This is a genomic window from Guyparkeria halopsychrophila (assembly GCF_044582135.1).
Lineage (GTDB): Bacteria > Pseudomonadota > Gammaproteobacteria > Halothiobacillales > Halothiobacillaceae > Guyparkeria.
The window spans coordinates 57,114-80,618 of record NZ_JBDODP010000001.1 but is presented as its reverse complement, the minus strand read 5'-3'; the positions used below and the strand labels follow the sequence as shown (position 1 = coordinate 80,618).

Annotated in this window: 18 protein-coding genes and 1 riboswitch; of the genes, 9 read left to right on the top strand and 9 right to left on the bottom strand. The window is 66.1% G+C overall.

What is annotated here, in order from left to right; genetic code table 11:
- Positions 1–129 precede the first annotated feature (129 nt).
- The 6 genes from ABGV18_RS00355 to ABGV18_RS00330 all read left to right on the top strand — a co-directional run bounded on the left by ABGV18_RS00355 (position 130) and on the right by ABGV18_RS00330 (position 10,685).
- Positions 130–561 carry a response regulator gene (locus tag ABGV18_RS00355; RefSeq protein ID WP_396584341.1) on the top strand — a complete coding sequence of 144 codons (432 nt, stop codon included), beginning with the start codon at positions 130–132 and terminating at the stop codon, positions 559–561.
- 80 nt (positions 562–641) lie between these two features.
- Positions 642–1,004, top strand: a complete 363-nt coding sequence (locus ABGV18_RS00350) for a response regulator (RefSeq protein ID WP_396580411.1) — start codon at positions 642–644, stop codon at positions 1,002–1,004.
- Between the two features lie 4 nt (positions 1,005–1,008).
- Positions 1,009–1,557 carry a chemotaxis protein CheW gene (locus ABGV18_RS00345; protein WP_396584340.1) on the top strand — a complete coding sequence of 183 codons (549 nt, stop codon included), beginning with the start codon at positions 1,009–1,011 and terminating at the stop codon, positions 1,555–1,557.
- Positions 1,558–1,613: 56 nt separating this feature from the next.
- The gene (locus ABGV18_RS00340) at positions 1,614–3,650 is read left to right on the top strand and encodes a methyl-accepting chemotaxis protein (protein WP_396584339.1); all 2,037 of its coding nucleotides are present in this window, start codon (positions 1,614–1,616) and stop codon (positions 3,648–3,650) included.
- Positions 3,651–3,754: 104 nt separating this feature from the next.
- Positions 3,755–10,150, top strand: coding sequence for an Hpt domain-containing protein (locus ABGV18_RS00335; RefSeq protein ID WP_396584338.1), 6,396 nt, complete (start codon positions 3,755–3,757; stop codon positions 10,148–10,150).
- Positions 10,151–10,166: 16 nt separating this feature from the next.
- Positions 10,167–10,685 carry a chemotaxis protein CheW gene (locus ABGV18_RS00330; protein WP_396584337.1) on the top strand — a complete coding sequence of 173 codons (519 nt, stop codon included), beginning with the start codon at positions 10,167–10,169 and terminating at the stop codon, positions 10,683–10,685.
- Between the two features lie 110 nt (positions 10,686–10,795).
- Here the strand turns inward: ABGV18_RS00330 and ABGV18_RS00325 are convergent, their stop codons facing one another.
- Positions 10,796–11,410, bottom strand: coding sequence for a hypothetical protein (locus tag ABGV18_RS00325; RefSeq protein ID WP_396584336.1), 615 nt, complete (start codon positions 11,408–11,410; stop codon positions 10,796–10,798).
- A 40-nt stretch (positions 11,411–11,450) separates the two neighbouring features.
- On the bottom strand, positions 11,451–13,301 hold the full coding sequence (locus tag ABGV18_RS00320; RefSeq protein ID WP_396584335.1) for a TonB-dependent receptor domain-containing protein: 1,851 nt from the start codon (positions 13,299–13,301) through the stop codon (positions 11,451–11,453).
- A gap of 38 nt (positions 13,302–13,339) precedes the next feature.
- A riboswitch (cobalamin riboswitch) is annotated at positions 13,340–13,557 on the bottom strand.
- Positions 13,558–13,718: 161 nt separating this feature from the next.
- On the opposite strand from ABGV18_RS00320, the gene nudE reads away from it, so the two are divergent.
- Positions 13,719–14,288, top strand: a complete 570-nt coding sequence (gene nudE / locus ABGV18_RS00315) for an ADP compounds hydrolase NudE (RefSeq protein WP_396584334.1) — start codon at positions 13,719–13,721, stop codon at positions 14,286–14,288.
- Positions 14,285–15,145, top strand: coding sequence for a 3'(2'),5'-bisphosphate nucleotidase CysQ (cysQ, locus tag ABGV18_RS00310; RefSeq protein ID WP_396584333.1), 861 nt, complete (start codon positions 14,285–14,287; stop codon positions 15,143–15,145). The genes nudE and cysQ overlap by 4 nt, the downstream gene beginning before the upstream one ends.
- A 96-nt stretch (positions 15,146–15,241) precedes the next feature.
- Here the strand turns inward: cysQ and ABGV18_RS00305 are convergent, their stop codons facing one another.
- The 3 genes from ABGV18_RS00305 to hrpA all read right to left on the bottom strand — a co-directional run bounded on the left by ABGV18_RS00305 (position 15,242) and on the right by hrpA (position 20,517).
- Complete coding sequence (locus tag ABGV18_RS00305; RefSeq protein ID WP_396584332.1) at positions 15,242–15,538, bottom strand: YcgL domain-containing protein; 297 nt, start codon at positions 15,536–15,538, stop codon at positions 15,242–15,244.
- Positions 15,539–15,634: 96 nt separating this feature from the next.
- Positions 15,635–16,297 carry a DUF4124 domain-containing protein gene (locus tag ABGV18_RS00300; RefSeq protein ID WP_396584331.1) on the bottom strand — a complete coding sequence of 221 codons (663 nt, stop codon included), beginning with the start codon at positions 16,295–16,297 and terminating at the stop codon, positions 15,635–15,637.
- A 56-nt stretch (positions 16,298–16,353) separates the two neighbouring features.
- Positions 16,354–20,517 carry an ATP-dependent RNA helicase HrpA gene (gene hrpA, locus ABGV18_RS00295; protein WP_396584330.1) on the bottom strand — a complete coding sequence of 1,388 codons (4,164 nt, stop codon included), beginning with the start codon at positions 20,515–20,517 and terminating at the stop codon, positions 16,354–16,356.
- 108 nt (positions 20,518–20,625) lie between these two features.
- Between hrpA and ABGV18_RS00290 the strand changes: the two genes are divergently transcribed.
- On the top strand, positions 20,626–21,324 hold the full coding sequence (locus tag ABGV18_RS00290; RefSeq protein ID WP_396584329.1) for an urease accessory protein UreH domain-containing protein: 699 nt from the start codon (positions 20,626–20,628) through the stop codon (positions 21,322–21,324).
- 11 nt (positions 21,325–21,335) lie between these two features.
- Here the strand turns inward: ABGV18_RS00290 and ABGV18_RS00285 are convergent, their stop codons facing one another.
- From ABGV18_RS00285 to ABGV18_RS00270, 4 genes are all read right to left on the bottom strand, one after another.
- Entirely contained in the window at positions 21,336–21,614 is a 279-nt protein-coding gene (locus ABGV18_RS00285) for an acylphosphatase (RefSeq protein WP_396584328.1), read from the bottom strand.
- 17 nt (positions 21,615–21,631) lie between these two features.
- Positions 21,632–22,696 carry a hypothetical protein gene (locus ABGV18_RS00280; protein WP_396584327.1) on the bottom strand — a complete coding sequence of 355 codons (1,065 nt, stop codon included), beginning with the start codon at positions 22,694–22,696 and terminating at the stop codon, positions 21,632–21,634.
- Between the two features lie 155 nt (positions 22,697–22,851).
- A complete protein-coding gene (locus ABGV18_RS00275; protein WP_396584326.1) occupies positions 22,852–23,067 on the bottom strand; it encodes a YgaP-like transmembrane domain in 216 nt (71 codons plus the stop codon).
- A gap of 49 nt (positions 23,068–23,116) precedes the next feature.
- On the bottom strand, positions 23,117–23,440 hold the full coding sequence (locus ABGV18_RS00270) for a hypothetical protein (RefSeq protein WP_396584325.1): 324 nt from the start codon (positions 23,438–23,440) through the stop codon (positions 23,117–23,119).
- Positions 23,441–23,505 lie beyond the last annotated feature (65 nt).

Here is a 23,505-nt window from a genome sequence, read left to right as displayed (position 1 = left end):
TTCCCCAGATGACGGCTGGCGCGCTGGTTCGTTCACGCGGGGAGCCGTCAAGGCGTTTGCCAAAGACGGGCGCGTTGGTTACATTCGGCCGACGCAAGGCAAGAATCGGCCAGCAGCAAGGACGAAGACATGGAAGCGACAGAGAATCACGCCGGCCTCGAAGGCCTGAGGGTCATGGTGGTCGACGACAGCAAGACCATCCGACGGACAGCCGACAGCATCCTCAGCAAGGCGGGCTGCGAAGTGGAAAGCGCGATCGACGGATTCGACGCCCTGGCCCGCATTGGCGCGTTCGACCCGGACGTCGTCATCATCGATATCCTCATGCCGCGTCTCGACGGCTACCAGACCACGGCGCTGATCAAGAACAACGATCGCTTCGCCGAGACGCCCATCATCCTGCTGTCCAGCAAGGACAGTATCTTCGACAAGGCCCGTGGCCGCATTGTCGGGGCCTCCGACTACCTCACCAAGCCTTTCAACAGCGACGAGATTCTCGCTGCCGTGGAGCGTTTCGCCGAAGGGCGCCCCGTGGCCGGCGAGGGCGCGATGGCAGACTGAGAAAGGCGTTGGCTCCCGGGGTCCGATTCCGGATGCCGGCAGGATCGTATTGAACCGGATTTTTCTAGAGGAACAGGGTAGTGGCTCATATTGTTGTCATTGATGACTCGCCGACTGAGGTGTATGTACTCCAGCAGATTCTTGAGCGTCACGGCCACCAGGTTTCCGTCGCCAACAGTGGTGAAGAGGGTATCGAGCTGGTGCGCACGGTGCGCCCCGACGCGGTGCTCATGGACGTGGTGATGCCGGGCATGAACGGTTTTCAGGCCACCCGCACCCTCAACAAGGACAGCGAGACGAGCGCTATCCCGGTGGTTATCGTCACCACCAAGGACCAGCAGACCGACCGCATCTGGGGCATGCGTCAGGGTGCCAAGGAGTACCTGGTCAAGCCGGTCAAGGAGGCCGACTTGATCACCGTGCTCAAGAGCGTGCTCGGCTGACGTGATGCAGCGCACAGAGGACGTGTTCGACTATCTCGGCTGGATCAATCGCCAGGTCGAGCAGCATGCCGTCGGCCTGCCGAGCAGCGATGACCATGTCAGGACCTGGCAGGGCATCCTGTTTGCCGTCGACGGTCGACGCATGCTCGTCGCGCTGGACGAGGTGCGGGCCATCGTCGCCCCGCCTCGCATGGTGACGCTTCCTGGTGCGCGCCCCTGGGTGTCGGGTCTGGCGAACCTGCGCGGCGAACTGACCGGGGTGTTCGATCTGGCCCGCTTCTGGTTTGATGTCACCACACCGGCATCCCGCCACAGCGTGGTCTTTCTCGCCAAGCACGCCCAGGCCTCGTCGGCCTTTCTGGTGGAGCGTTCCTACGGAATCCGCCAGATCGCCTACGGCGATGAGCGCCCCTTGAGTGATTCCGAGCATCACCGCGAGCTCGCTTCCCTGCCGGGTTTCCAGCGGGAAGTGCGGCTCAACGAGGAGTGGTTGCCGGTGCTCGAGTTCCGCTCGCTGCTCGATCACGACCAGTTTCTCAATGCCGTCGCATGACGTCGGCTTATAACCAAACAATGACGATGAATTCCATTCAGGAGTAAGTGGCAACTATGAGTCTTGGCGCACGGATGGGCGGCATCAGCCGTAAGATACTGATCCTCGTGGTTCTCGCGGTTCTGGCCCTGGTCGCGACCGTGGTGGTGTTCATTCTCGCGGCCCAACGCGAACAGGAATTCCTCGACCGCCGCCTTGCCGGCGCCGAGTTGGAGCGTTCCTCGCAGGAGCTCACCATCGAGGTGTTGCGAGCCATTCGCGGCAACCCCGGGGCGTTCGACCGGGTTCAGTCGATCCGTGCCGATTTCACCGAGACGCTCAATGCCCTCCAGGGCGAAAACCCCGAGCGGCCCCAGCTCGAGGTGCCGCCGAATCGCGAAGACCTTCTCGCCGCGGTTTCCAATCGCTGGAACGTCTATAACGAATCCCTTAGCAAGGTGCTGGAGGGGCGTGAGGCCATCCTCAGCGTCGGTGAGCAGTCGGCCCAGATCGAGGAAATCCTGCCTGACCTGACGGCCTCGTCGGACGAGGTGGTCCAGACCCTGGTTGCCAATGACGCCCCCAGCCACGTGATCTATCTGGCCACCCGCCAGCTGATGTTCATCGAGCGCATCGGCACCACCCTTGACGAAATCACCGGTGGTGGTGAGCAGGCAGTCAATGCCTCGGAGCGCTTCGGTCGCGACGTGGCGCTGTTCGGTGGCGTGCTCAACGGCCTGCTCAACGGCAATCGCATGGCGCCGCGAGTCAGTGACCCCGAGGTACGTGACGGGCTGCGCGAGGTGGGCGTGCTGTTCGCCACCGTCAACCAGCTGGTATCGGCCGTACTCGAGCAGGCGCCGCAGCTGCTTGCCGCCAACCAGGCCGCGCGTGAAATCGACCGCATGTCGGGCGAGTTTACCGGCGCGACCTCCGAGCTGGCGCGCACGTTGGCCGCCGATCAGAACCAGGCGTCGCAGTTCCTCTACCTAGGTTACGCCAGTGGCACGATCGGCCTGTTGCTGCTTGTCTGGCTGGGCGTGACCCTGGTGCAGGAATCCCGCCGGGCGCTGGCTGAGACCGAGGCGGCCAACCAGCGGAACCAGGCGGCCATCCTGCGTCTGCTCGACGAGATGATGACGCTCGCCGACGGTGATCTGACCGCGCATACCACCGTGACGGAGGACATCACCGGCGCGATCGCCGACTCGGTCAACTACACCATCGATGCACTGCGCGACCTGGTCGGCACCATCAACGACACCTCGGTGCGCGTCGCCGCGGCGGTGCGTGCCTCGCAGGACAGCTCGCGGGCACTCGCCGACAAGTCGCGTGGCCAGGCCCAGCGCATCACCGAGATTTCCGATGCCATCGCGCAGATGTCCGACGAGATCGAGCGGGTTTCGGTCAGTGCGCAGGAATCGGCCCAGATCGCGGAATCCTCGGTCAACGTGGCCCACCGCGGCGGTGATGCGGTGCGCCAGACCATCAAGGGCATGAACCAGACCCGCGAACAGATCCAGGAAACCTCCAAGCGCCTCAAGCGCCTGGGTGAGTCGTCGCAGGAGATCGGCGACATCGTCGGCCTGATCACCGACATTGCCGACCAGACCAACATCCTGGCGCTTAACGCCGCCATTCAGGCCGCCATGGCCGGCGAGGCGGGTCGCGGTTTCGCGGTGGTCGCCGATGAAGTTCAGCGACTGGCCGAGCGTGTCGGTGACGCGACACGTCAGATCGAGCTGCTGGTAAACACCATCCAGACCGACACCTCCGAGGCCATGCTCGCCATGGAACAGACCACCTCGAACGTCGTCGACGGCGCCACGCTCGCCGAGAACGCCGGCAAGGCGCTCTCGGAGATCGAAAGCGTCTCGCTGAAACTTTCCCAGCAGATCAACGACATCACCTCGGTGGCCCAGAAGGAGGCCTCGGTGGCAACCGATTTGCGCGAGGCGGTCAACCGGATTCGTCAGGACACGCAGCAGACGGCAGAAAACGCGACTCAGGCCGCCGACGAGATCGGCGAGCTGGGCTCGCTCTCGCAGGAGCTCAACCGCTCCGTGGCCGGCTTCACGATGCCCGAGCGGGACGACGCCCGGCCATCGAGCTGAGTTCGGCAGGACAGCAGGCGGCCCGGTTGGCCGGCGAGGTAATCGTCGTGACCGGGACACGGATCTTCCAGCAGGCGGGATGCCGAAAGGCGGTGAATTGAGACATGCGGACAGAAAGGAAAGTCGACGCGATCGTATTCGACTGGCTCCGTGAGGGGCTGGAAGAGCGTCTCGCCGAGCTCTTGAGGGCGCTGGAGCAGCTTTCCGAGGGCGAAAACGTCACCGAGCATGTCTTCGACGCCACCCAGGCGTTGCAAACCATCGACCGTGTCTTCTCCATGGTCGACATCCAGCTGGTGCGCGTGCTGGTGCGCACCCAGATGGCCGCCCTCGAGCCGCTCGAAGATCGATCCGACGACCAGACAGCCATTTCCGCCCAGATCGAGTCGGCCGCCTTGTTGCAGGCCCTGCTGGATCGCATGGCGGCCGGGGCTGAGATCACGCCGGCAAGCCTGCTGCCGATGGTCAACCGCCTGCGAGGGACCATCAAGCAGGCCCCGCTCGATGCCCGTGAACTGGCGGCGCGGGCCTTCCTGTTGCAGGCCGAACATGAACTCGGCAAGCGTCCGCATCGCGAAAAGGGCGTGGACGAGGAGGCCGAGCTTCGCCCGCTGTTGCGTCGGATGGAGCGTGAAGTGCTTGCCGTCATGCGGGACGACTGGTCCGTCTTGCCGGGATTGCGCGAGCTTTCCATGCAGATCATCGCGCACGAACCCAGTCGCAGCGCGATCATTGCCATCCGGGTGGTTGGCGAATTGCTTCGCCTGACCGAGTCGGACCCCGATCGTTACGCGCCCGTGCTCAAGCGAGCAGTCGGGCGTGTCCTGCAACTCTTCCGCCTGCAGTTGCAGGGTCGCAGCGAGTCGGTGATCAACCATGCCGGCCTGGACCTCGGCGCCTCGGTGCTGCTTTCCTTGCTGGAACGGGTGGATGATGACGAGCCGATCTGCCGGGATCGGGCCGCCGATTGGCGCGAGCAATTGGATCGCGCCGACTTGCCGGCGCGATTCGTCGGTCTCGATGCCGAGGCGCTCGAGGCGGTGCAGAAGGCCCTTGAGGAAGAGCTGCTTGCCACACAGGATGTGCTCGACCTGTTCGTCCGCGGCAAGCGCGATGACCTCGAACCCCTCGGCCGCATCCTGAACAAGTTCGAACAGATGAGCGGCGTGCTCGCGACGCTTGGCTATGCGGCGGCGGCCAAGGCGCTTGCCGATGGTCGCGAGCACTTGCAAGCGGTGACGCGGGGCGCCGAGCTGCTTGATGACGAGATGCTCATGGATCTCGCGGGCACGGTGATGCTGGTCGAACAGGTTGTTGATGGCATCCCGCGCAGCATGGCCGACGGCGACCGGGCCGAAGCCCTGCACGATCAGACGGTGGCCAGCTCGATTGGTGCGATCGCCAGTGCGGCGTTCGAATCCTTGAGCGAAGCTCGCGAGAAGATCAACGCCGGGCTTGCCGGGCAGGGCGACGGTGAAACACCGTCCGATTCCCCGTTTGTCCAAGCGGCTGATCGGTTGGCCGGCATTGGCGAGGTGCTTCGGCTGTCCGGTCGTGATGCTGCCACCCCGCTGGTCGTGGCGTTGGCCCGCTGGAGCCGCGCACAGTCGTTTGGTGAGCCGGTTGGCGATGAACACACCCTGTCGGCCTTGAGCGAGATCTTCGCCGCGCTGGAGTTCTACCTCGAGAACCTGCGTGATTTCAGCAAGGAGATTGCCCGCTTCCTTGAGGCGCCCAAGCGGCGCATCGATGACCTCTTGGCCGATGTCGATGACGATGACGATGACGGGGCGGAGGCCACGGAGCCGGCCGAGGTCGATTCCAGCGAATCGATGCCGGCCCGTACCGCCACGGCCGAGCCGAAACCGGCCGCCGACGAGGCGCCTCCCGAGCCAATCGACGATAGTCTCGCCACCCCGGACGAATTGATCCAATTTTGGCAAGTCGAGGAGGAAGAGCTCGCCGCCGACGCCCCCGAAACCGATCGGGCGACGTCTTCCGAAGAGATCGAGCCGGTCGACTCCGAAACCCGTGGCGAGGCAAGTGGCGAGGAGCTGGAGGCGGCGCTCGACTTTGCGCTCGACGAGGGCGAGGACGACCAACGCGTTGCCGCCTCGCCGTCCGCGCCGGATGAGCTGCCCGAATTGCCAGACGAGGAGGCGGTCACCCCGCAAGCACCGGCAACTCCGGCCGATCTCGATGCCCTTGGTCTGCCGGAAGACGAGCCGGCCGAGGCGGACGACACGGCGTCCGAATCCGAGATGTCCGAATCCGAGATGTCCGAAGGCGCCTCCGATGAGACGCCATGGCGCCTTGTGCCGCAGGACGACGCACCGACCAACACCGAAGGCGATGGTGAATCGCTGCTGGAACGGGACGACGGATCGAGTGCCTCCTCGGCGGAGGTCGAGGCGGCGGAGACCGCGGATCAGCCAGGCGGCGAGTCGCCAGCGCTGGCATTCACCGATGCATCGGAGGAAAGCTCCCCGGCCTTGGAGTCGGCCCTTGATTTCGGCCTGGCCGATGATCAGGACGAGTCGCGAGTCGACGCGGAGCAGCCGGAGCAGCCCGAGTCGGCTGACGACGAGGGGGTGACCGTCGACCTCCCCGATCAGCCGGTGGTTGCGCCTGAAGAGGCGGGCTTGTCAGCCGATGAGCAGGACTTCACGCTCGCCGAGACCGAGACCGAGACCGAGACCGAACAGGTAACGCCGCCAGAGCAAGAGCCGGAAGAGCAGGCCGAGCCAGCCGCCTTGGACGAAGATCCGATGATGGTTGAGATGCGCGAGGTTTTCGCCGAGGAGATGGCCGAGACGGTGCCCGACATGGGTGAGGCGGCCGAGGCCTGGCGCACGCGGGAGGATGCCGATGCCTTGGTGACGCTGCGCCGCGGCTTTCACACCATCAAGGGCAGTGGGCGGATGGTCGGGCTCGAGACCATCGGTGATTGGGCCTGGGCTTGGGAGCGACTGCTCAATCAGGTGCTCGACGGCAAGGTCGACGGCGGCGACGCCACTCGCCAGGGGGCTCTCGACGCCGTTGCCCTGATGCAGGCTGCCCTGCCCGATCTCGAGGCGGGGCAGGCCACCCCCGACTCCCATTGGGCCGAATCCCGCCGGCTGGCCGAGCGTCTCGAATCCGGCGAATCCATCGAGGCCGAATCCGTTGAGATGGAGTCCGTGTCCGACCAGGCCGCGGTGGACTCCCCGGCGGAGGTCGAGGCCGCCTCACCCGCCCCCCTCGAATCGACAAACGAAACCGACTCGGCATCATCGGACGAGATGGCGACCGATGTCGAAGCGGCGACCCCGGTCATCGATGATCCGGTGCTGCGAGAGATCTTCGATCAGGAAATCGGGGGATACATCGATGAGTTGCATCGCAAGATAGACGCCGCGCGCGAGCATGGCGTCGGTTTGACCTGCGACAACGAGCTGGTGCGTCTGTTGCACACCACGCTCGGCTCGGCCCGTACGGCGGGCGTGGACATCATCGCCTCCTTGGCGCGCTACCTAGAGGATTGGACCCGCGCGCTTGCCGAGCATCAGGAGCGTCTCGGCGGCGAAGAACTGGCCCTGTTCGCCGAGGGGGCCGATGCCATCGAATCGTTGCGCCGCTGGGCGGTCGACCCGAGCCTCGAGCAACCCGATACCACGGATCTGGAGCAGCGCCTGGATATCCAGCTGGAGCAGGTGCTGGCCGACTATGGCGAGGTGTCTGAGAGCGCGGAGGTCCGTGATTCCCGTCAAGCGGAAGACGAGCCCTCGGTGACAGACGAGGACGAGGTGGCCGCGACCCACGAGGTCTCGGCAGTCGATGCGAGCGAGGAGCCGGTCGTTGCCGAGCCGGAGCCCTCGGCGGGCGACTCTTCGCGTGACGAGCTTCCGAGCGATGCCGTTCCGGATAGCGATGCCATCCCGGATGAGGCGTCGCGCAGTGATGAGGCGGCGACCGACGACATCGCGGGTCATCGCGCCGAGGCGGAAGAGCCGCCCGAGGTGTTGCCGGCCGATGACGAAACGCGTGACGAGTACGCCGACGTCGAGCATCGCCCGGATGATGATCCGGCCGAGCAGGACGAGGATATCCTGCAGATCTTCCTCGACGAGGCGGACGAGTTGCTCGAGCAGGCGGACGCCTACCTGGCCCACTGGCGGGTCCACCCGCACGACCTCGAATCCATTCGGCTGCTGCACCGTAACCTGCACACCCTCAAGGGTGGGGCGCGCATGGCCGGCCTGCTCAACCTCGGGGACGTGGCACACCACCTCGAGGGGCGCCTGGAGCTGGCTCGGCGCGAGGAGTCCACCGATAACGAGCCCCTGGTGGCCCTGGTTCAGCACAGTTACGACGTCATCGCCGCGTTGCTCGACCACGTGCGCAATCAGCAACCGATCCCCCAGCAGCGCGAGCTGATCGGTTGGATTCGCGACCCGGACGGCGCCTGCCGATTTGCCGAACGGAGCCAGGGTGGTGACGAGGCCCGTCCGGATGAGGCCGATGGGCAAGATGGGCCATCGCATAAGTCGGTCGAGAATGAACTCGAGCCAGTACGGATATCGCCGCCATCCTCCCCGAGGGAATCGGTGGAAGCGACTGGTTCCGGGCAAGAAGCCGGCGCCGAGCGTCGCGACGAGCAGGTGCGTGTCGCCGCCGGCAGTATTGATGCCATGGTCAATCAGATCGGCGAGTCGGTGTTGCTCCAGTCGCGCATCGATCGTCAGGTCAATGGCTTCGAACGTCAGTTGTTCGAGCTCCAGCAGACCGTCACCCGGCTGCGTAGCCAGCTGCGGCGACTGGAGATCGAGACCGAGACGCAGATCAAGGCCGACCTGATGGAGGAGGCCGGGATTACCGAGGAGCAGTTCGATCCACTCGAATTTGACCGCTTTACCCAGGTTCAAGAGCTTTCGCGCGGCATCATGGAGTCGCTCGGTGATGTCGCCAACATCGAGGAGAGCCTCAGCTCGCTGACCGAGCAGTCGCAGTTGCTGTTGCTGCAGCAGTCCCGTCTGGGACGGAAAATGCAGGACGGCGTGCTGGCGATGCGTCTGGTTCGCTTTAACGATGTCGCCGGGCGACTGCGTCGTATCGTACGCCAGGTGGGAGACGAGGTCGGGCGTCAGGCCGAGCTGGTGATCGAGAATGGCGAGGCCGAGGTCGACCGGGTCACCCTGATGGCCATGCTGCCGTCGCTGGAGCACATGCTGCGCAACTCCATCGCCCATGGCATCGAGTCGCCCGAAGAGCGCCGCGCCGCTCATAAGGCGCCCGTCGGGCGGCTGCTGCTCAACATCGACAGCGGTGGCGGCAATATCACCGTCAGCCTGCGTGATGATGGCCGGGGGCTTGATCTGGATGCCATTCGTCGCAAGGCGGTCGAGCGCAGCCTGATGCCGGCCGACATCGACATCAGTGACGAAGAGGCACGATCGCTGATCTTCCTGCCGGGCTTCTCGACCGCCGGAAACCTGTCCCAGGTCGCCGGTCGTGGGGTGGGCATGGATGTGGTCGCCAGCGCTACGCGTGAGCTGGGTGGCTTCGTCGACGTGGATTCCGAGCAGGGGCGCTACACCGAGATCCGGCTCAACCTGCCGCTGACCCAGGCGATGACCCGCGGCATCCTGATTGCCAGTGGTGACGATCGGTACGCGATTCCCTACAAGGGCGTGGTCGCGGTCACGCGCATGACCGGTGTGACGCTCGCCGAGTACTATCGCGAGGAAAAGCCGCAGATCGAGCACGACGGTGAGCATTACCCGCTCTATTATCTGGGCGAACTTCTGTGGGGACAGCCACCGGCCGAGACGGCGCAGGACGTGGCGGCCATCCGCCCGATCATGCTCTTCAAGCTGGGCGAACGTCGCTTCGCCCTGCACGTCGATCACCAGCTCGGTGGCATCCAGCTGTTCGTCAAGTCGATGGGGCCACAGCTCGGGCGGATTCCGGGGGTGTCGGGGGCCACGATTGCCGACGATGGTGACGTGATCCTGGTGCTGGAATTGTTCGAGCTGGTCCAGCAGTTCCAGCGGCGGGATTATCAGCGCCGCCTAGAGACGCATGCGGTTTTCAAGCCTGCCCGCTCGCGGCCGTCGGTGCTGGTGGTGGACGATTCGCTCACCGTGCGCAAGGTCACCGCCCGCACGCTGGAGCGCAACAACTACGACGTCGTCCTGGCCCGCGACGGGGTCGAGGCGCTGGGTCTCCTGCAGGACAGCCTGCCGGACCTGGTGCTCACCGACATCGAAATGCCCCGCATGGACGGCTTCGAGCTGCTCGGTGCGATCCGCAACGATCGGGCAGCGGCAGAGACGCCCGTGATCATGATCTCGTCACGAACCGGCCAGAAGCACCGCGCACGCGCCGAAGCGCTGGGCGTTTCCGCCTACCTGGGCAAGCCCTACACCGAACTCGATCTGATCGACACCATCGCACGCTTGCTGCCGGTGAGTGCGATGAGCGCTGACGACGAGAGTGCGGGAGACGAGCATGCCGACTGAAGGACATCAAGCCGCCATGGCACAACAGCCAGACGAACTGCAAGCCGGCGAGGCCCCGATCCGCGCCGTGCGACTCCCCACTCAGCTGACCGACATCGAGCTGCTGATCCCCTACGCGCTGATCGCCGAGATCACCGACGTCTCCCTGCCCGAGGGCAGTATTCGTCTGGGGCGCAGCGAGGCGACCATTGTCGATTGGCGCGGCCAGCAAGTGCCTTTGGTGAGCCTCGAGGCGATGAACGGCGAGTCGGTGCCCACGATCGGCCGGCGGGTACGGTGCGCCATACTCTATGGAACCGATCCCGAGCGGGCCTTGCCCTACTACGCCCTGCTCCTGTCCGGCGTGCCGCGCTCCGAGCAGGTCGAGCGTCGCCAGATCGAGACGGCCGGTCCGCAGGACAACCCGCTCTGGCATGCCGTCGTTCGCCTGGACGGACGTCTGACGGCCATCCCGGACATTCGCGTGCTCGAGGAGCGCATCGACCAGATGCGCCTAGGCGAGGAAGAATCGCGCGAATCCCCCGTCAGCGAGTAGTTTGCTGCCGCGGCTTGCGCTCAGGCATCGACGAAAAAACCCGGCACACCGAGGTGTGCCGGGTTTTTTTGTTTTCTCCCGCCGATTCCGGGGCGAGATCTGCGGTTCGGCTAGCCGTGCCGCTGTGCCCGGACTCCGTCGCGAACGACATTCGTTGCGGCCATGCCGGCCAGCGCGATCACGCTGTAGATCGCCGCACTGGTCAGATAGCCACCCAGATATGGAAGCGTGCGCTGGGCGTATTCGAATGCCGCCATGGCCTCGAACTGACCGGAGAAGGCGTAGAACGTGGCGTTCGAGATGCCGAACGCGATCACGCTGCCCGCGAGCAAGGCCCCGGCAGTCCATGCCAGCCCCGTGAACGTGTTTCCTGAGCCATCCGTCAATCGCGTGCCCGCGAGCCGCCCCGCGCCCCAGAGGGCGGTGTAGGCGGCCAGCACGCCAGGGTAGGCCGGTGAAAAGCAACTGGCCATGGCCGCGCCATCGAGCCAGACGCTGCCCAGGTCGATCGCGACGGCGAGCACCAGCAGCCCGCCCAGTATCCGCAGCTGCCGGAACCACAGCCCGGCGAGGAAGAACACCGCCCAGGAGGTGTCCGCCAGGTGCAGCGCCGAGCTGAAGTGGTGATAGCGCGTGGCGAGCATCGAGATCGCCATGACGGCAAGCGCGGCAATGGCGACAACTCGACTGGGCGGCAAAAGTCGTTCCTGGAGCGGATGGGGCATGGTCGGATGACGTCCTGAAAACCGGGTGGGAAGCGCTATGTTACCGGCCGTAGCGCAGGCTCACAAACACGCCGCGAGGTGCTTGATGAAAGCCATCGACGATTTGGTAATCCCGGTCGAACACATTGTCGATGCGGGCCTCGATGCGCCAGTCAGGTGCAAGACGATAGCTGCCGCGCAGATCGGCAACCACGTAGCCCGTGTTGTCGGTTTCCGAACCACTTTGCCCACGCAAGGTGCTCCCGAGCGAAAAGGCGCCCAGCTGACGATCGACGGCCAGTCGACCGCTCCACCGCGGTTGTTTCGGCAGGGGCTCGCCCGTGGCCTCGTTCTCGGTCGACAGGTAGGTGAGGCTCGCGTGAGCCGACCAGGTGTCGTTGCTCCAGCGAGCAACGAGTTCCGCGCCGCGGATGGTCGCCTCGGTGATGTTTTCCGGCACGTAGGTGGGCGGCGGGCTCGCGATCAAATCGTCGGCCGATGAGCGGAAGGCCGTCGTCTCGATGCCCCACTGCCCGCGGTTCCAGGCAACGCCGATGCGCGAGGTGCGCGTGCGCTCCGGTTCGAGGTCGGGGTTCGCCGTCGCGAAGCAAAGGCCCGGCGCGATGCAGTAGGGCGGGTAGTAGAGCAGGTTGAAGGACGGGACGTTGAACGAGGTGCCGTGTCCCGCGCTGAGTGTCCAGGCCTCGTCGAGACGATAGGCAAGATCCAGGGAGCCGGTATTGGCGGTGCCGAATTGCTCGTTGAAATCACGGCGCAGCGCGCCCTGGATATCCAGACGTTCGCCAAGGCGAGTATTGAGCTGGGCAAACAGCCCCTGGTTGCGCCGGCCATCCTCGACGTAGTCGGTCGTGCTCGATAGCTTGTCGTATGTCTGGTCCGCCCCGACCGTCAGGGTAGTGGATGACCCGAGGAAGAAGTCGTTCGCCAGCGAGAGCGTGTCGCGTTGCGTGTCGAAACGTGAATCAAAACGCTGGTCGCGGAAATAGTCCTGGTCGTCGATATGACGCCCTGCCTGGGTGCGCAACTGCCAGAAGCCGATCCGGCCGGTGGAGGCCGACAGTCCGATGGTGCGTTGTTCGATTTCGCTGTTGTTGGTGGGGCCGTCGTACTCGACCTCGGCGGAGGCGGCCAGCACGTGGGCACGCACATGGCCACCCTCTCCGAACCGATATCCGGCCTGCAACTGCAGCGAATCGCGTTCGTAGCCGTCGTCGTCCGGTTCATCGCCGTAACAGGGTGGGGTGAACGGGCCGTTGTTCTCGCAGGCATCGAAGCCATCGGTTTCCTCATGGGCCACGCCCAGCGAGTAGTCGAACGCCCCTTGGCGGCCACCGATATGGGCATCGGCCTCGCGTTGACCGCGTGAGCCCGCGCCAATCCCGCCAGACAGATGAACACCGTCCTCGGTGCCTTCTCGGGTGAAGATCTGGATCACCCCGCCGCCGGCATCCGCACCCCATTGACCGGAGCGCGGGCCGCGCACGATCTCGATCCGCTCGATCTGCTCCAAGGGGATGTGCTCGAGATACGATTGACCGGCGGAGACCGAACCGATGCGCACGCCGTCGAGGAAAACCGCCGTCCGGTTGGCGCTCTGTCCCCAGATCGAGACACTCGACAGCTTGCCGGGTCCGCCTTCGTTGCTGACGATCAGCCCGGCGCGTCCGGCGAGCAGGTCCGTGATCGATTGCGCCTGGCTGCGCTCGATCTCCTCGCGCGTGATGACTGTCTCGGGCATCGCGGGGGCGATCGCCGGGGCCTCGCGGGTGGCGGTGATGTTGATCGGGCCCAGCCGGTCATCGGCCTGTGACGGGGCGAGGGTAAACAGGCAGGTCAGGCCGGTGAGCCCGACGGCGAGCGACGACGGTCGCCATGTAGAAGAAGAGGTCATGGATGCGCTTTCACGTGACCGACCAGCCCACCGCAGGTCGGGAATGCCGATCAGAGGCCGGTCTCCGGGCTCGTGGTCAAGGGGATATCCCCTGTCGGCATCGCCTTCCCAGCCCGGGCGTTGCCTGGGCCAGTGGCCAAATGATGCCGACGTCACCACCTACCGTTGCGGGGGCAGCACGGGCCTTCGACCCGTTTCCCTGTTTCAGTGTCCGCCGCGTTCCGCGGGGGGCACCACCTCTGACGTCGGGGCGCATTGTTTGCAATCGGTTGAGTAAAGGCAAGCCCTGGCGGTGAGTCGTTTTCATGATCAAGATGAATCGAATCTCGTTTTCCGAGTGGTCGGGCAAGGCGGGCTTGTCGGCTACAATGACATCAACTTCTTGCACCACCGTTCCACCCGATCACAGGCCGTGACATGCCCTCGAATGCCCCTCCCACCATCCAGGCGACCCGCACCTTGGCCGAAACCCGCCTGTTTCGGGTGGAAGGCGTGGACTTGCGCTTTGCCAATGGGGCCGAGGTGCAATTCGAGCGCCTCAAGGGCAGCGCCCACGGCGCGGTGATCGTGGCCGCGGTGACCGACAGGGATGAGTTCGTCCTGATTCGCGAATACGCCTGTGGCACCGAGCGTTACGAACTGGGTCTGCCGAAGGGGCGGATCGACGCCGGCGAAACCCCGGTGGAGGCCGCCAATCGCGAGTTGAGGGAAGAGGCCGGTTTCGCCGCCCGCCGCCTGACCCGGCTCAACGAAATGACGATGGCGCCCACCTATTCCGGCCAGCGCACGCAGCTGGTACTGGCCGAATCGCTTTACCCGGCCCGTCTGCCGGGCGACGAGCCCGAGCCAATGGAGGTGACCTTCCTGCCGTTGGCCGATCTCGACCACTTCGCCGCCTCGGGCGATTGCTCCGAGGCAAGATCATTGGCCGCCATGTTCCTGGTGCGGGCGCACCGGCAGCGGCGGGAAAGGGAAGAGAACGCATGACGGATTGTGTAACCCTGACGGGTGATTCACTGGCTGGCCAGCCCCCGGGCGTCGATGCCGCGCTGCTCGCCGAGGTGCGAACCATTGCCGCGGCGGCGGGGCGGGCGATCATGGCCGTCTACCGGCAGGATTTCGCCGTCGAGCGCAAGGCGGATGCCTCGCCGGTGACCGAGGCCGACCTGGTGGCCAATCACCTGATCGCCGACCGTCTGGCGGCCCTGGGTGACGGTTGGCCGATCATCACCGAAGAGGGGCGAGCCCCGACCTGGCGCGAGCGGCGTGAGTGGCCGCGTTACTGGCTGGTCGATCCGCTCGACGGCACGCGCGAGTTCGTCAAGCGCAACGGCGAATTCTCCGTCAATATCGCGCTGATCGATGGCGGTGTCCCGGTGCTGGGTGTGGTGCTCGCCCCGGCGATCGATCTCGAATACGCGGCGATTCGCGGCCAGGGCGCCTGGCGCTACCACGACGAGCCCGGCCCCATCCAGGTGCGCGCCCCCGCCGATCCGCCCACCTTGGCGCTGTCTCGTTCGCATGCCAGCCGGCGGGAAATGCAATTGATCGACACCTTTTCCCGGCCGGGTGCGGAGGCCAGCGTCGTGCGTTGCGGGAGCTCACTGAAGACCTGTCTGGTGGCCGAGGGCAAGGCCGATCTCTACCCGCGTTTGGGGCCGACCTCGGAGTGGGATACCGCCGCCTCGCAATGCGTGCTGGAGGCGGCCGGCGGCCAGCTGACCGATCTCTCGGGCCGCCCGCTGCGCTACAACACCCGCGAGTCGCTGCTCAACCCGATGTTCGTTGCGCACAACGGCCTGAGCCTCGATTTCGACCGCTTGCGCGAGATCGCCGCGCTCTGAGGCAGACGCCGGTCTGAATCAGGCTTTCGTTCGTGCCCGCCATCATCTGGCGGCACCCCTTGATCAGCCTGTCTCGCGCGTGGCGTGCGCCGGTTGTTATTCAGACTGGGGTCTGCCGGCGCGGATGCCGGCCTTGAGGTTGTCCCAGTGGGCCCAGTTCTCGGCGCTCGGCGGCATCTGCAGGTGGAAGCCCAGCTTTTCGATGTGGTCGCGCACGGTGGCCGCATCGCTGCGTGCCAGCGGCCGATCCTCCGACAGGTCAAGCTCCATCACGAACTCGAGCTCACCCAGGCGATCAAGCACCATCGGGTCGAGTTCGTCCATGTCCTGTCCCTCGCGTACGAACAGGTACATGTCGGGGTTCTTGCGACTCTTGAAGATATGCGCCTGCATGACGGGTCTGGCCTTTCTTTTTGGGTGGGCTGCAGATTCTCGCAGAATCGTCTGGCGTGAGGGAAAGAGGGGCTAGGTTTCTTTATGCTTCAGTCGTCATTCGGCGCCGGGCAACCCACCCGGATAACGGCCCGACATGCCCGAATCCCAAAGCGGGTTTCGATCGGCTATGCCTGGCCTCCTGGGCGATTGCTCTCGCTTATTGATATCCCGGCCATCGTGGTGCTTTCTTTCTCTAGGGTCGTGACGTGGCTGGTATGGGGGCTGGGGTTGCCAACCGTGCCGCCCGCTGCCGAACCAGAGCGAGAGACCGTCGTCGTTCAGGTGCATCCCGCCATGCGGAGGATCACGGTAGCGATCGTAGGGTGGCAGATGGCGCTGGCCCCGTGGGTAGTACGGGTAGGAGCGCGGCTGGTCGCGCCACGGGGCGACCACGACCACCTCCGGATTGGACAGGCGGCGCTCGAGCGCGCGCCGTTCGGCCTCTTCGCGTGCCTGCTGCTCGGCTTCGCGGCGTTCATCGTATTCCCGTGCCAGCCGGTTGATGCCTTCGCGGGCCGCCTCGCCACCACGGCCGGCCTCTGGCGCGGTGACGGTTTGTTTCTCCATCTTGCCGGTGCAGGGCGCATCGGAGTAGACGATGCGTCCATCCGAATGGGTGCACTTGTAGACGGTTTCGGACTCCTGCCCCGCGGCCACGCCGGCCATCGCCGACAGCAGGGCGATGCCCCAGACGCGCTTGAACCTCACCTCGAACATCGTCGCTACTCCCGCTAATACATGCTGTATAGACCAGATCCGGCGGGCGCGATTCCCTACCTGGCGAGTTCAGGTCGGTGAGGCCATGTCGGTGAGGCCAGGGCCGATTCGACGGCCTTGGACTTGGGCGCGCCCTTGCCCGCCAGTTCCTGGGTAAAGACGTCCAGCCGATGGCCCTCAAGGAGGTCGAGCAGCGCCTCGCGTCGTTGCCAGTCGACCAGATCCGGGCGGCCCTTCATCAGTCGGTTGCGCACCTGCTCGGCGAGCGGGGCGAACGCCACCCGCAGCATCCGATCGCGCTCCGGCTGACGCTCGGTCTTTTCCAGGCGCTTCTCGGCGCCCTCGAGATAACGCGGCAAGGCGGCAAGCCGCTCCTCGCTCGCCAACCAGATCATGCCGGGGTGGACCAGCAGGTCGATCTGGTCGCCGATTTCCTTGGCCGCCTCGATCACCGACAACGGCAGGCGACCGCTCAGCTGGCGGCGCAGGCGGTGCTGGTGCTCGAGGATGGCCTTGATCCGCTGAGCGAGCGCCATGGCCCGGCGCGGCAGTTCGCCATCGAGGCGGGCAAGGCGTTCACGGAAGGCGTCGGGGTCACGGATTGGTGATTGGTCGGCGACCGCCAGCTCCCAGGCTGAGCGGAAGATCAGCTCCTGGTCGAAGGCGCGATCGGCCCGCTGAGAGGCTCGCATCCCTTCGGCGGGAATCGGTCGCGGGGACTTCAACCGGCTGTAGTGCAGGCGCACCGTGTCCAGCGAGCGGTCGCCGCGCAGGTCAGATTCGGCCTGGCGGACCATCTGGGCGCGGCCCAGCAACATCAACCGGACGACACCGGCCTCGTGGACCCGGCGCGCGCGCTCGGGCTCGTCGATCAGTTCGATCGCGACGTGATCACCGTGGTCCACCAGTGCCGGGTGGGCCTCCACCTGCGCGCCCCCACTCTCGACCGTGAGCTTTTCCGGCAGCTCGTCGAAGTCCCACTCGGTCGCCTGATGGTCTTCCAGGCGGTGCTTGCTGCGCTGGTTGAATGCCTCCTGGGCGCGCTGGGCCTGCCGGCCCCGCAGGGCATTGATGTCGCGGTCGGCGTCGATCGGCTCGCCGTCCTCGTCGACGGCGACAAAGCGCATGCGCAGGTGCACGGGCAGCTTCTGCTCGTCGAACAGGGCCGGGGCGACCTCGTGACCGGTCATGCGACGCAGTTCGTCGGCGACGGCCTGCGAGAGCGAAATGTCGCTATCGGTAATCCGATCCTCGACCGCCTCAGCGAAGCTGGGGGCCGGGACGAAATGGCGGCGCTCGGCCTTGGGCAGTGCCCGGATCATCGCCTCGATCTTCTCCCGGCGCAGGCCCGGCACCAGGTGGGTCGTCGGCGGCGTGTCGATGCGGTTGAGCAGGGCGAGCGGGACGTGCAGGCTCACGCCATCGTCCGGCTCTCCGGGGGCGAAGTGGTAGGCGAGCTTCAATCGGTAGCGCCCGGCCTGCCAGTGATCGGGCAATTCGGACAGCCGCCGGTCATCGGGCTCGGTGGCCAGCAGGTCGTCGCGGGTCAGCTCGAGGCTCGCCGCCGCGGCGCGGTCGTGCTTGATCCAGTGATTGAGCTTGCGCGCATCGGTGACATCGGCCGGGATGCGGGCCTGGTAAAAGTCGTAGAGCACCTGGTCATCGACCAGGAATGCGGGGCGGCGGAGCTTGGCCTCGAGCGTGCGGATCTCCTCGATCAGTTCCTGATTGTGCTGCCAGAACGGCTGGGCCGACTCGAAATCCCCCTCGACCAGCGCCCGGCGGATGAAGACATCGCGGGCGGCGACCGGATCGATCGCCCCGAAGTCGACCCGCCGCTTGGTCACGATCGGCAGGCCGAACAGACGCACGGTCTCGAAGGCCGTCACCCGGCCGGATTTCGCGTCCCAGGTGGGTTCGTTGTGCTCGTGGGTGACCAGGTGGCCGGCCATCGGTTCGAGCCAGCGCGGATTGATGGGGGCGTTCATCCGCGCGAACACCTTGGAGGTCTCGACGATCTCGGCGGCCACCATCCACTTGGGCTGTGCCTTGACGGTCACCGAGCCGGGGAACAGGTAGAAGCGGCGGTTGTGTGCGCCCAGGTACACGGTGGGCGTGCGGCGCTTTTTGCCGCGATGATCGCCGGCGGCCTGCTGGTAGCTCTTGGGCGGGGCGGGATCACGCATGCCGATCTGGTCGAGCAGGCCAGCCAGCGCCGACTGATGCAGTTGGTCGACGCGGCCGGCCAGTTCGGCGGGCAACTTCTGCTTCTCCCCCTCGTCGGGTTTGTCCGGCATGACGATCGGCTCGAATGCCGGCAGGCGGATGCGGAACATCTCGTCGACCGACTGGCGCAGCTGGCCGACCAGATCATGCCACTCGGTCAGGCGGTTGGCGTTGAGGTATCGCTTGATCGCCCACTGGCGGGCTTGGCGGCGACTCTTGTGGCGGCTCACCTCGTGCCAGGCCGACCAGAGCGCCAGGGCGCTGGCGAAGTCGGAATCGGCCAGGGCGAATTCGCGATGGGCGGCATCGGCCGCCCCCCGTGCCTCACTCGGCCGTTCGCGCGGGTCCTGCAGGGCGAGGAAGGCGGCGACCACCAGCATGTCTTCGGTGGCCCGGTCACCGTGCTCCCGGGCCGCCACGATCATCCGCCCCAGGGTCGGGTCGATCGGCAGGCGCGAGAGCCGCCGGCCGATCTCCGTCAGGTGGCCGTGCTCGTCGAGTGCGTGCAACTCGAACAGGTGCTTGCGCGCGGAAGCCAGCTGGCGGGGTTCGGGCGGCTCGATGAAGGGGAAGTCCTCGGCCCGGCCCAGCTTGAGCGAGTCGAGTTGCAGCAGCACCGAGGCGAGGTTGCTGCGCAGGATCTCCGGGTCGGTGAAAGCGGGCCGGCCGTCGAAGTCTTCCTCGTCAAAGAGGCGGATGCACACGCCCGGGGCGATCCGGCCGCAGCGCCCGGCGCGCTGGTTGGCCGAGGCCTGCGAGATCGCCTCGATGCCGAGCTTCTGCAGGCGGGCGCGCGGGTGGTAGCGGCTGATCCGCGCCACGCCCGAGTCGATCACGTAGTGGATGCCTGGCACCGTCAGCGAGGTCTCGGCGACGTTGGTCGACAGCACGACCCGTCGCCCGGCGTGCGCGGCGAACACGCGCTGCTGGTCGGCCGCCGACAGCCGCGCGTATAGCGGCAGGATCTCGGTGTTTCTCAGGCCGTGGCGCGAAAGCTGGCGTTCGGTCTCGCGGATCTCGCGCTCGCCGGGCAGGAACACCAGGATGTCGCCCGGCCCCTCGTGGACCAGTTCGTCGACCGCCTGCATCACGCCGCGGGCGATGGTCGAGCCGAGTTCCTCGTCGCGGTTGGCCTCGGGCGGGCGATAGCGCACCTCCACCGGGTAGCCGCGACCGGTGACCGAGATGATCGGCGGACGCTCGCCGCCGTCCTGGGTGACTTTTTGGGTGCCTTTCTGAGTGAAATGCTCGGCGAAGCGCTCCGGGTCGATGGTCGCCGAGGTGATGATCAGTCGGAACGCCGGCCGGCGCTGGATCAGGCGTTTCATCACCCCGAGCAGGAAATCGATATTGAGGCTGCGCTCGTGGGCCTCGTCGATGATGAGGGCGTCGTAGCGCAGTAGGTCACGATCGTGCTGCAACTCGGCGAGCAGCAGGCCGTCGGTCATCACCGCCACGCGGCTGTTGGGGCGGGTCTGGTCGGAAAAGCGTACCTTGTAGCCGACGGCCGTGCGCCCGTCGCCGCCCCCGTCGTCGCCACGTACGCCCTCGTCGAGTTCCTCGGCCAGCCGGCGAGCGACGTTGCGCGCCGCGATCCGTCGTGGCTGGGTGTGGCCGATCAGGCCGCGACGGCCGTAGCCGAGCTCGAGCAGCATCTTGGGGATCTGGGTGGTCTTACCCGAGCCGGTCTCACCGGCGATGATGGTCACCGGGTGACTCTGGATGGCCCCGATGATCTCCTCGCGCGCCCCGGAGACCGGCAGGCTGTCGGGGTAGGCGATGTCGATGGCCAGGGCATCGCGCGCGGCCACCTCGTCGGCGGCCGCCGTCACCCGGTCGAGCAATCGGTGCAGGGCGTCCTCGTTCGGTTGGCGTTCCTCGAACCGGCGCAGCTGCCGGTCGATCTGTGGCAGATGACGCAGGGCCAGGTGATCGCGATTGGCGTTGATATACGCGAGAATGCTCGCCGGGTCGGCGCTGTCGGGATGGCTCATTCGACCCATTGTACGAGATGCCGTCGACTGAATCGTCACACCGATGGACAGGCGGTTTGGCCGCTCGATGGCTCGCGGCCAAACACTAAATCACGCAGAGGTTTCCACATGCCGGAAAACGTCAGTTTCTTTGCCGCCATGGCCGTCGGTTTCTTCGGCGGCGTGCACTGCGTGGGCATGTGCGGCGGGATCGTCGGGGCACTGACCTTCGGCCTGCCCGCGGAGAAGCGAGAGCGTGCCTCGCGGCTGTTCCCGTACCTGCTCGCCTACAACCTCGCCCGGATCACCTCCTACACCGTCGCCGGTGCGATTGCCGGCACGATCGGATTGCTGGGGTTGTCGCTGGTGCCGATGCAGCAGGCCCAGCTGGTGCTGCTGGGCATTGCCGGCCTGTTCATGGTGATGATGGGGCTGTACGTGGGCGGCTGGTGGTTCGGGCTGACGCGGGTCGAGCGGTTCGGCTCGCGGCTGTGGCGCTTTATCGAGCCGGTCGGTCGCCGCCTGATGCCGGTAAAAACGCCCACGCAGGCGTTCGGTCTGGGGCTGGTGTGGGGTTGGCTGCCCTGCGGGTTGGTCTACAGCGTGCTGATCTGGGCGCTTTCCGCCGGCGGGCCGCTGGCCGGGGCGTTGCTGATGCTCGGCTTCGGCCTGGGCACGTTGCCGAATTTGCTCGCCATGGGCGCGTTCGCCGGGCAACTGTCGGCGTTCGTGCGCCGCCCCTGGGTGCGTCGGGTCGCCGGGGGCATGGTGATTGCCTTCGGCGTCTACCAGTTGCTGGTGGCCGGGGCGCGGCTGGCCGGTGGTTAAGCACGAATCGCCTAGCCCGTCATCACGAATCCCTCGAGTCCCTCGGGCGGCTCTTCGCGCACCGCGATGTGCTCGACCCGTGCTTGTGGCGAGCCGTCGCGCAGTTTATTCAGCATCGTCGTCACCGACGCCGGTTCGCCTTCGAGCACCGCCTCGACCCGGCCGTCATCGAGGTTGCGGACCCAGCCGGTCAGGCCAAGCGCCTGCGCCTGTTGCCGGGTGAAATCGCGGAAGAACACGCCCTGCACGCGGCCGCTGACATAAACGTGACGTCGGATGGTCTCTGCCATGGTCGTCTCCCTCTGATTCAGTCGGATTCCGGTGTGTCGGCCGGGCGTGGGCCGGCGCCGGGTTCGGTTTCGGGTGTGGCGAGGGCGGCCTCCGGCACCTCGATCTGCAGCATGGTGCCCGGGCCGGTGCCCTCGCGCACGATATGCAACTGGCTTGCGCCGCGGTCGAAGGCGATGCCTTCCCACTGATCGATGCGCGGTAGCGAGCGCGCCGCGACCGGTCGGCGGATGGCCTTGCTCCAGCGTTCGCCCACGTCGCGGCGAAAGAAGTACAGCGAGGAGTAGGTCAGCACCGCCAATAGGCGGCCATCGGGCGATAGCGCCATGCCGGTGGGCAGGCTGGTCTTGCGGCCGGTCAACGGTGAGAGCAGCCAGTTGATCGGGTCGGTGGGTACCAGGCCGCCCATCCGGCCGAGCAGTTGGGCCTCCTGCACATCGGCACTGGCAAGGCGCTCGCGCGGGGTGCCCTCGTCGGGGAACGGCTGGCGTGCCGACAGTGGCAGGGCGAACAGTCGCGGCGGGTTCTCACGCTTGGTGAGCACCAGGATCTGCCTGCCATGTGGATCGACGACCATGGCCTCGGTATCGGCCGGTCCGTCCGGGTAGCGAAAGCGCAGCAGGTGCGTGGGCGTGGTGGCGCGGGTGGTCGCCGACGAGGGGATCTCATCTGGCTCGTCGATGAACCACAACACGTAGTCTGGCCAGGTGTCGCGGTTGTCTCCCGTGTCGGCCACCACCAGGCCGTGCGAGCCACCGATTCGGACGCTTTCGATCGCCTCCCAGTCGCGCTGGATTACGCCGTTGAGTTCGACGCTAAGGCGCAGCCGTCCCTGATGGTCGATCCCGTGCACGAGCGGGGTGACGCGCTCCATCGAGCCGGGATCGTTGATATTGTCGTTATGCGTCCAGAGCAATTCGGCATGCTGGCCGGACTGTGCCAGCCCGGATGCCTCGTCGAGAGCGCTCGGTAACTCGTGCTCCGCCGGGACGGGCGGGGCGGCCCATAGAGAGGTGCAGCCGGCTCCCAGCAGGAGTAGCAGCCCGAGTGGCCTGCGGTATGGGAAACGTACGATAGGGGCCATGGTCAGCGACGCGGTATGCAGACATGGGAACGCCCCGCCCCACTCGGGCATCCCGGTGGGGCGGGGCGTGCTTCTGGATCGGCCGTCGGCCGGATCGATTCAGGTGGGATCGCCGGATGGAGCCGAGGTTCCCCCGGCGCCGCAACCTGCGGCGGTCAGACCGGGCCGTCTCCGGATTTGTCGGTCCCCGCGCCACGCGAGTCGAACCCGATCATCTTGTAGACCGGGCAGAAATTGATCAGGCCGGTGGCGAGCGGAATGATGCCGATGTAGCCCCACCAGCCGATCACGTCGAACAGCGCCAATGCGATCAGCAAGACGCCGACCACGATGCGCAACCACTTGTCGATCGTTCCCATATTGGCAGTCATTACACTTCCTCCGATTACGCGTGTTGTTAAGTCCGTGTCAGGAGTGTAGTCACTGCGGGGGGAATTTCCCGTGCTCGACGCGGTGCAGCGCGATGCGCTTCTCGAAGAAGATGCTGAAATCGGCATAATCCCAGCGCGTGATCGGTGGCGTCGGGTATTTGCCGGTGGCAGGCACGGGGGCGTGGCGACGTTCCGGCTCACCAAAGCGGGCGATGACCTGTTCCTGAGTCAGGCCGTGGACCGAGGCCGCGCTGTCGCCGCTCTGAGCGAGCGTCGGGCTGGCGGCCAGGATGCCGGCGAGCGCCAGCAGGGCAGCGGCCAGCGGCCGGGCGAGATGCGTCAGCGGGGTCATGTTCGGCTCCTTGTCTTGCATTGATGACTCGTTCCCTGAATGATCGTCTGTCGCGCCCCGGTCGGTCGGGCGGTTCCGATGCCCCG

Bases quoted from the DNA above. Each gene is read 5' to 3' on its own strand.
- ABGV18_RS00275 (WP_396584326.1), bottom strand. From the start codon at position 23,067: ATGACTGCCAATATGGGAACGATCGACAAGTGGTTGCGCATCGTGGTC.
- ABGV18_RS00285 (WP_396584328.1), bottom strand. From the start codon at position 21,614: ATGGCAGAGACCATCCGACGTCACGTTTATGTCAGCGGCCGCGTGCAG.
- ABGV18_RS00280 (WP_396584327.1), bottom strand. From the start codon at position 22,696: ATGGCCCCTATCGTACGTTTCCCATACCGCAGGCCACTCGGGCTGCTA.
- cysQ (WP_396584333.1), top strand. From the start codon at position 14,285: ATGACGGATTGTGTAACCCTGACGGGTGATTCACTGGCTGGCCAGCCC.
- ABGV18_RS00305 (WP_396584332.1), bottom strand. From the start codon at position 15,538: ATGCAGGCGCATATCTTCAAGAGTCGCAAGAACCCCGACATGTACCTG.
- ABGV18_RS00330 (WP_396584337.1), top strand. From the start codon at position 10,167: ATGGCACAACAGCCAGACGAACTGCAAGCCGGCGAGGCCCCGATCCGC.
- ABGV18_RS00270 (WP_396584325.1), bottom strand. From the start codon at position 23,440: ATGCAAGACAAGGAGCCGAACATGACCCCGCTGACGCATCTCGCCCGG.
- nudE (WP_396584334.1), top strand. From the start codon at position 13,719: ATGCCCTCGAATGCCCCTCCCACCATCCAGGCGACCCGCACCTTGGCC.
- ABGV18_RS00340 (WP_396584339.1), top strand. From the start codon at position 1,614: ATGAGTCTTGGCGCACGGATGGGCGGCATCAGCCGTAAGATACTGATC.
- ABGV18_RS00300 (WP_396584331.1), bottom strand. From the start codon at position 16,297: ATGTTCGAGGTGAGGTTCAAGCGCGTCTGGGGCATCGCCCTGCTGTCG.
- ABGV18_RS00355 (WP_396584341.1), top strand. From the start codon at position 130: ATGGAAGCGACAGAGAATCACGCCGGCCTCGAAGGCCTGAGGGTCATG.
- ABGV18_RS00325 (WP_396584336.1), bottom strand. From the start codon at position 11,410: ATGCCCCATCCGCTCCAGGAACGACTTTTGCCGCCCAGTCGAGTTGTC.
- hrpA (WP_396584330.1), bottom strand. From the start codon at position 20,517: ATGAGCCATCCCGACAGCGCCGACCCGGCGAGCATTCTCGCGTATATC.
- ABGV18_RS00320 (WP_396584335.1), bottom strand. From the start codon at position 13,301: ATGACCTCTTCTTCTACATGGCGACCGTCGTCGCTCGCCGTCGGGCTC.
- ABGV18_RS00345 (WP_396584340.1), top strand. From the start codon at position 1,009: ATGCAGCGCACAGAGGACGTGTTCGACTATCTCGGCTGGATCAATCGC.
- ABGV18_RS00335 (WP_396584338.1), top strand. From the start codon at position 3,755: ATGCGGACAGAAAGGAAAGTCGACGCGATCGTATTCGACTGGCTCCGT.
- ABGV18_RS00290 (WP_396584329.1), top strand. From the start codon at position 20,626: ATGCCGGAAAACGTCAGTTTCTTTGCCGCCATGGCCGTCGGTTTCTTC.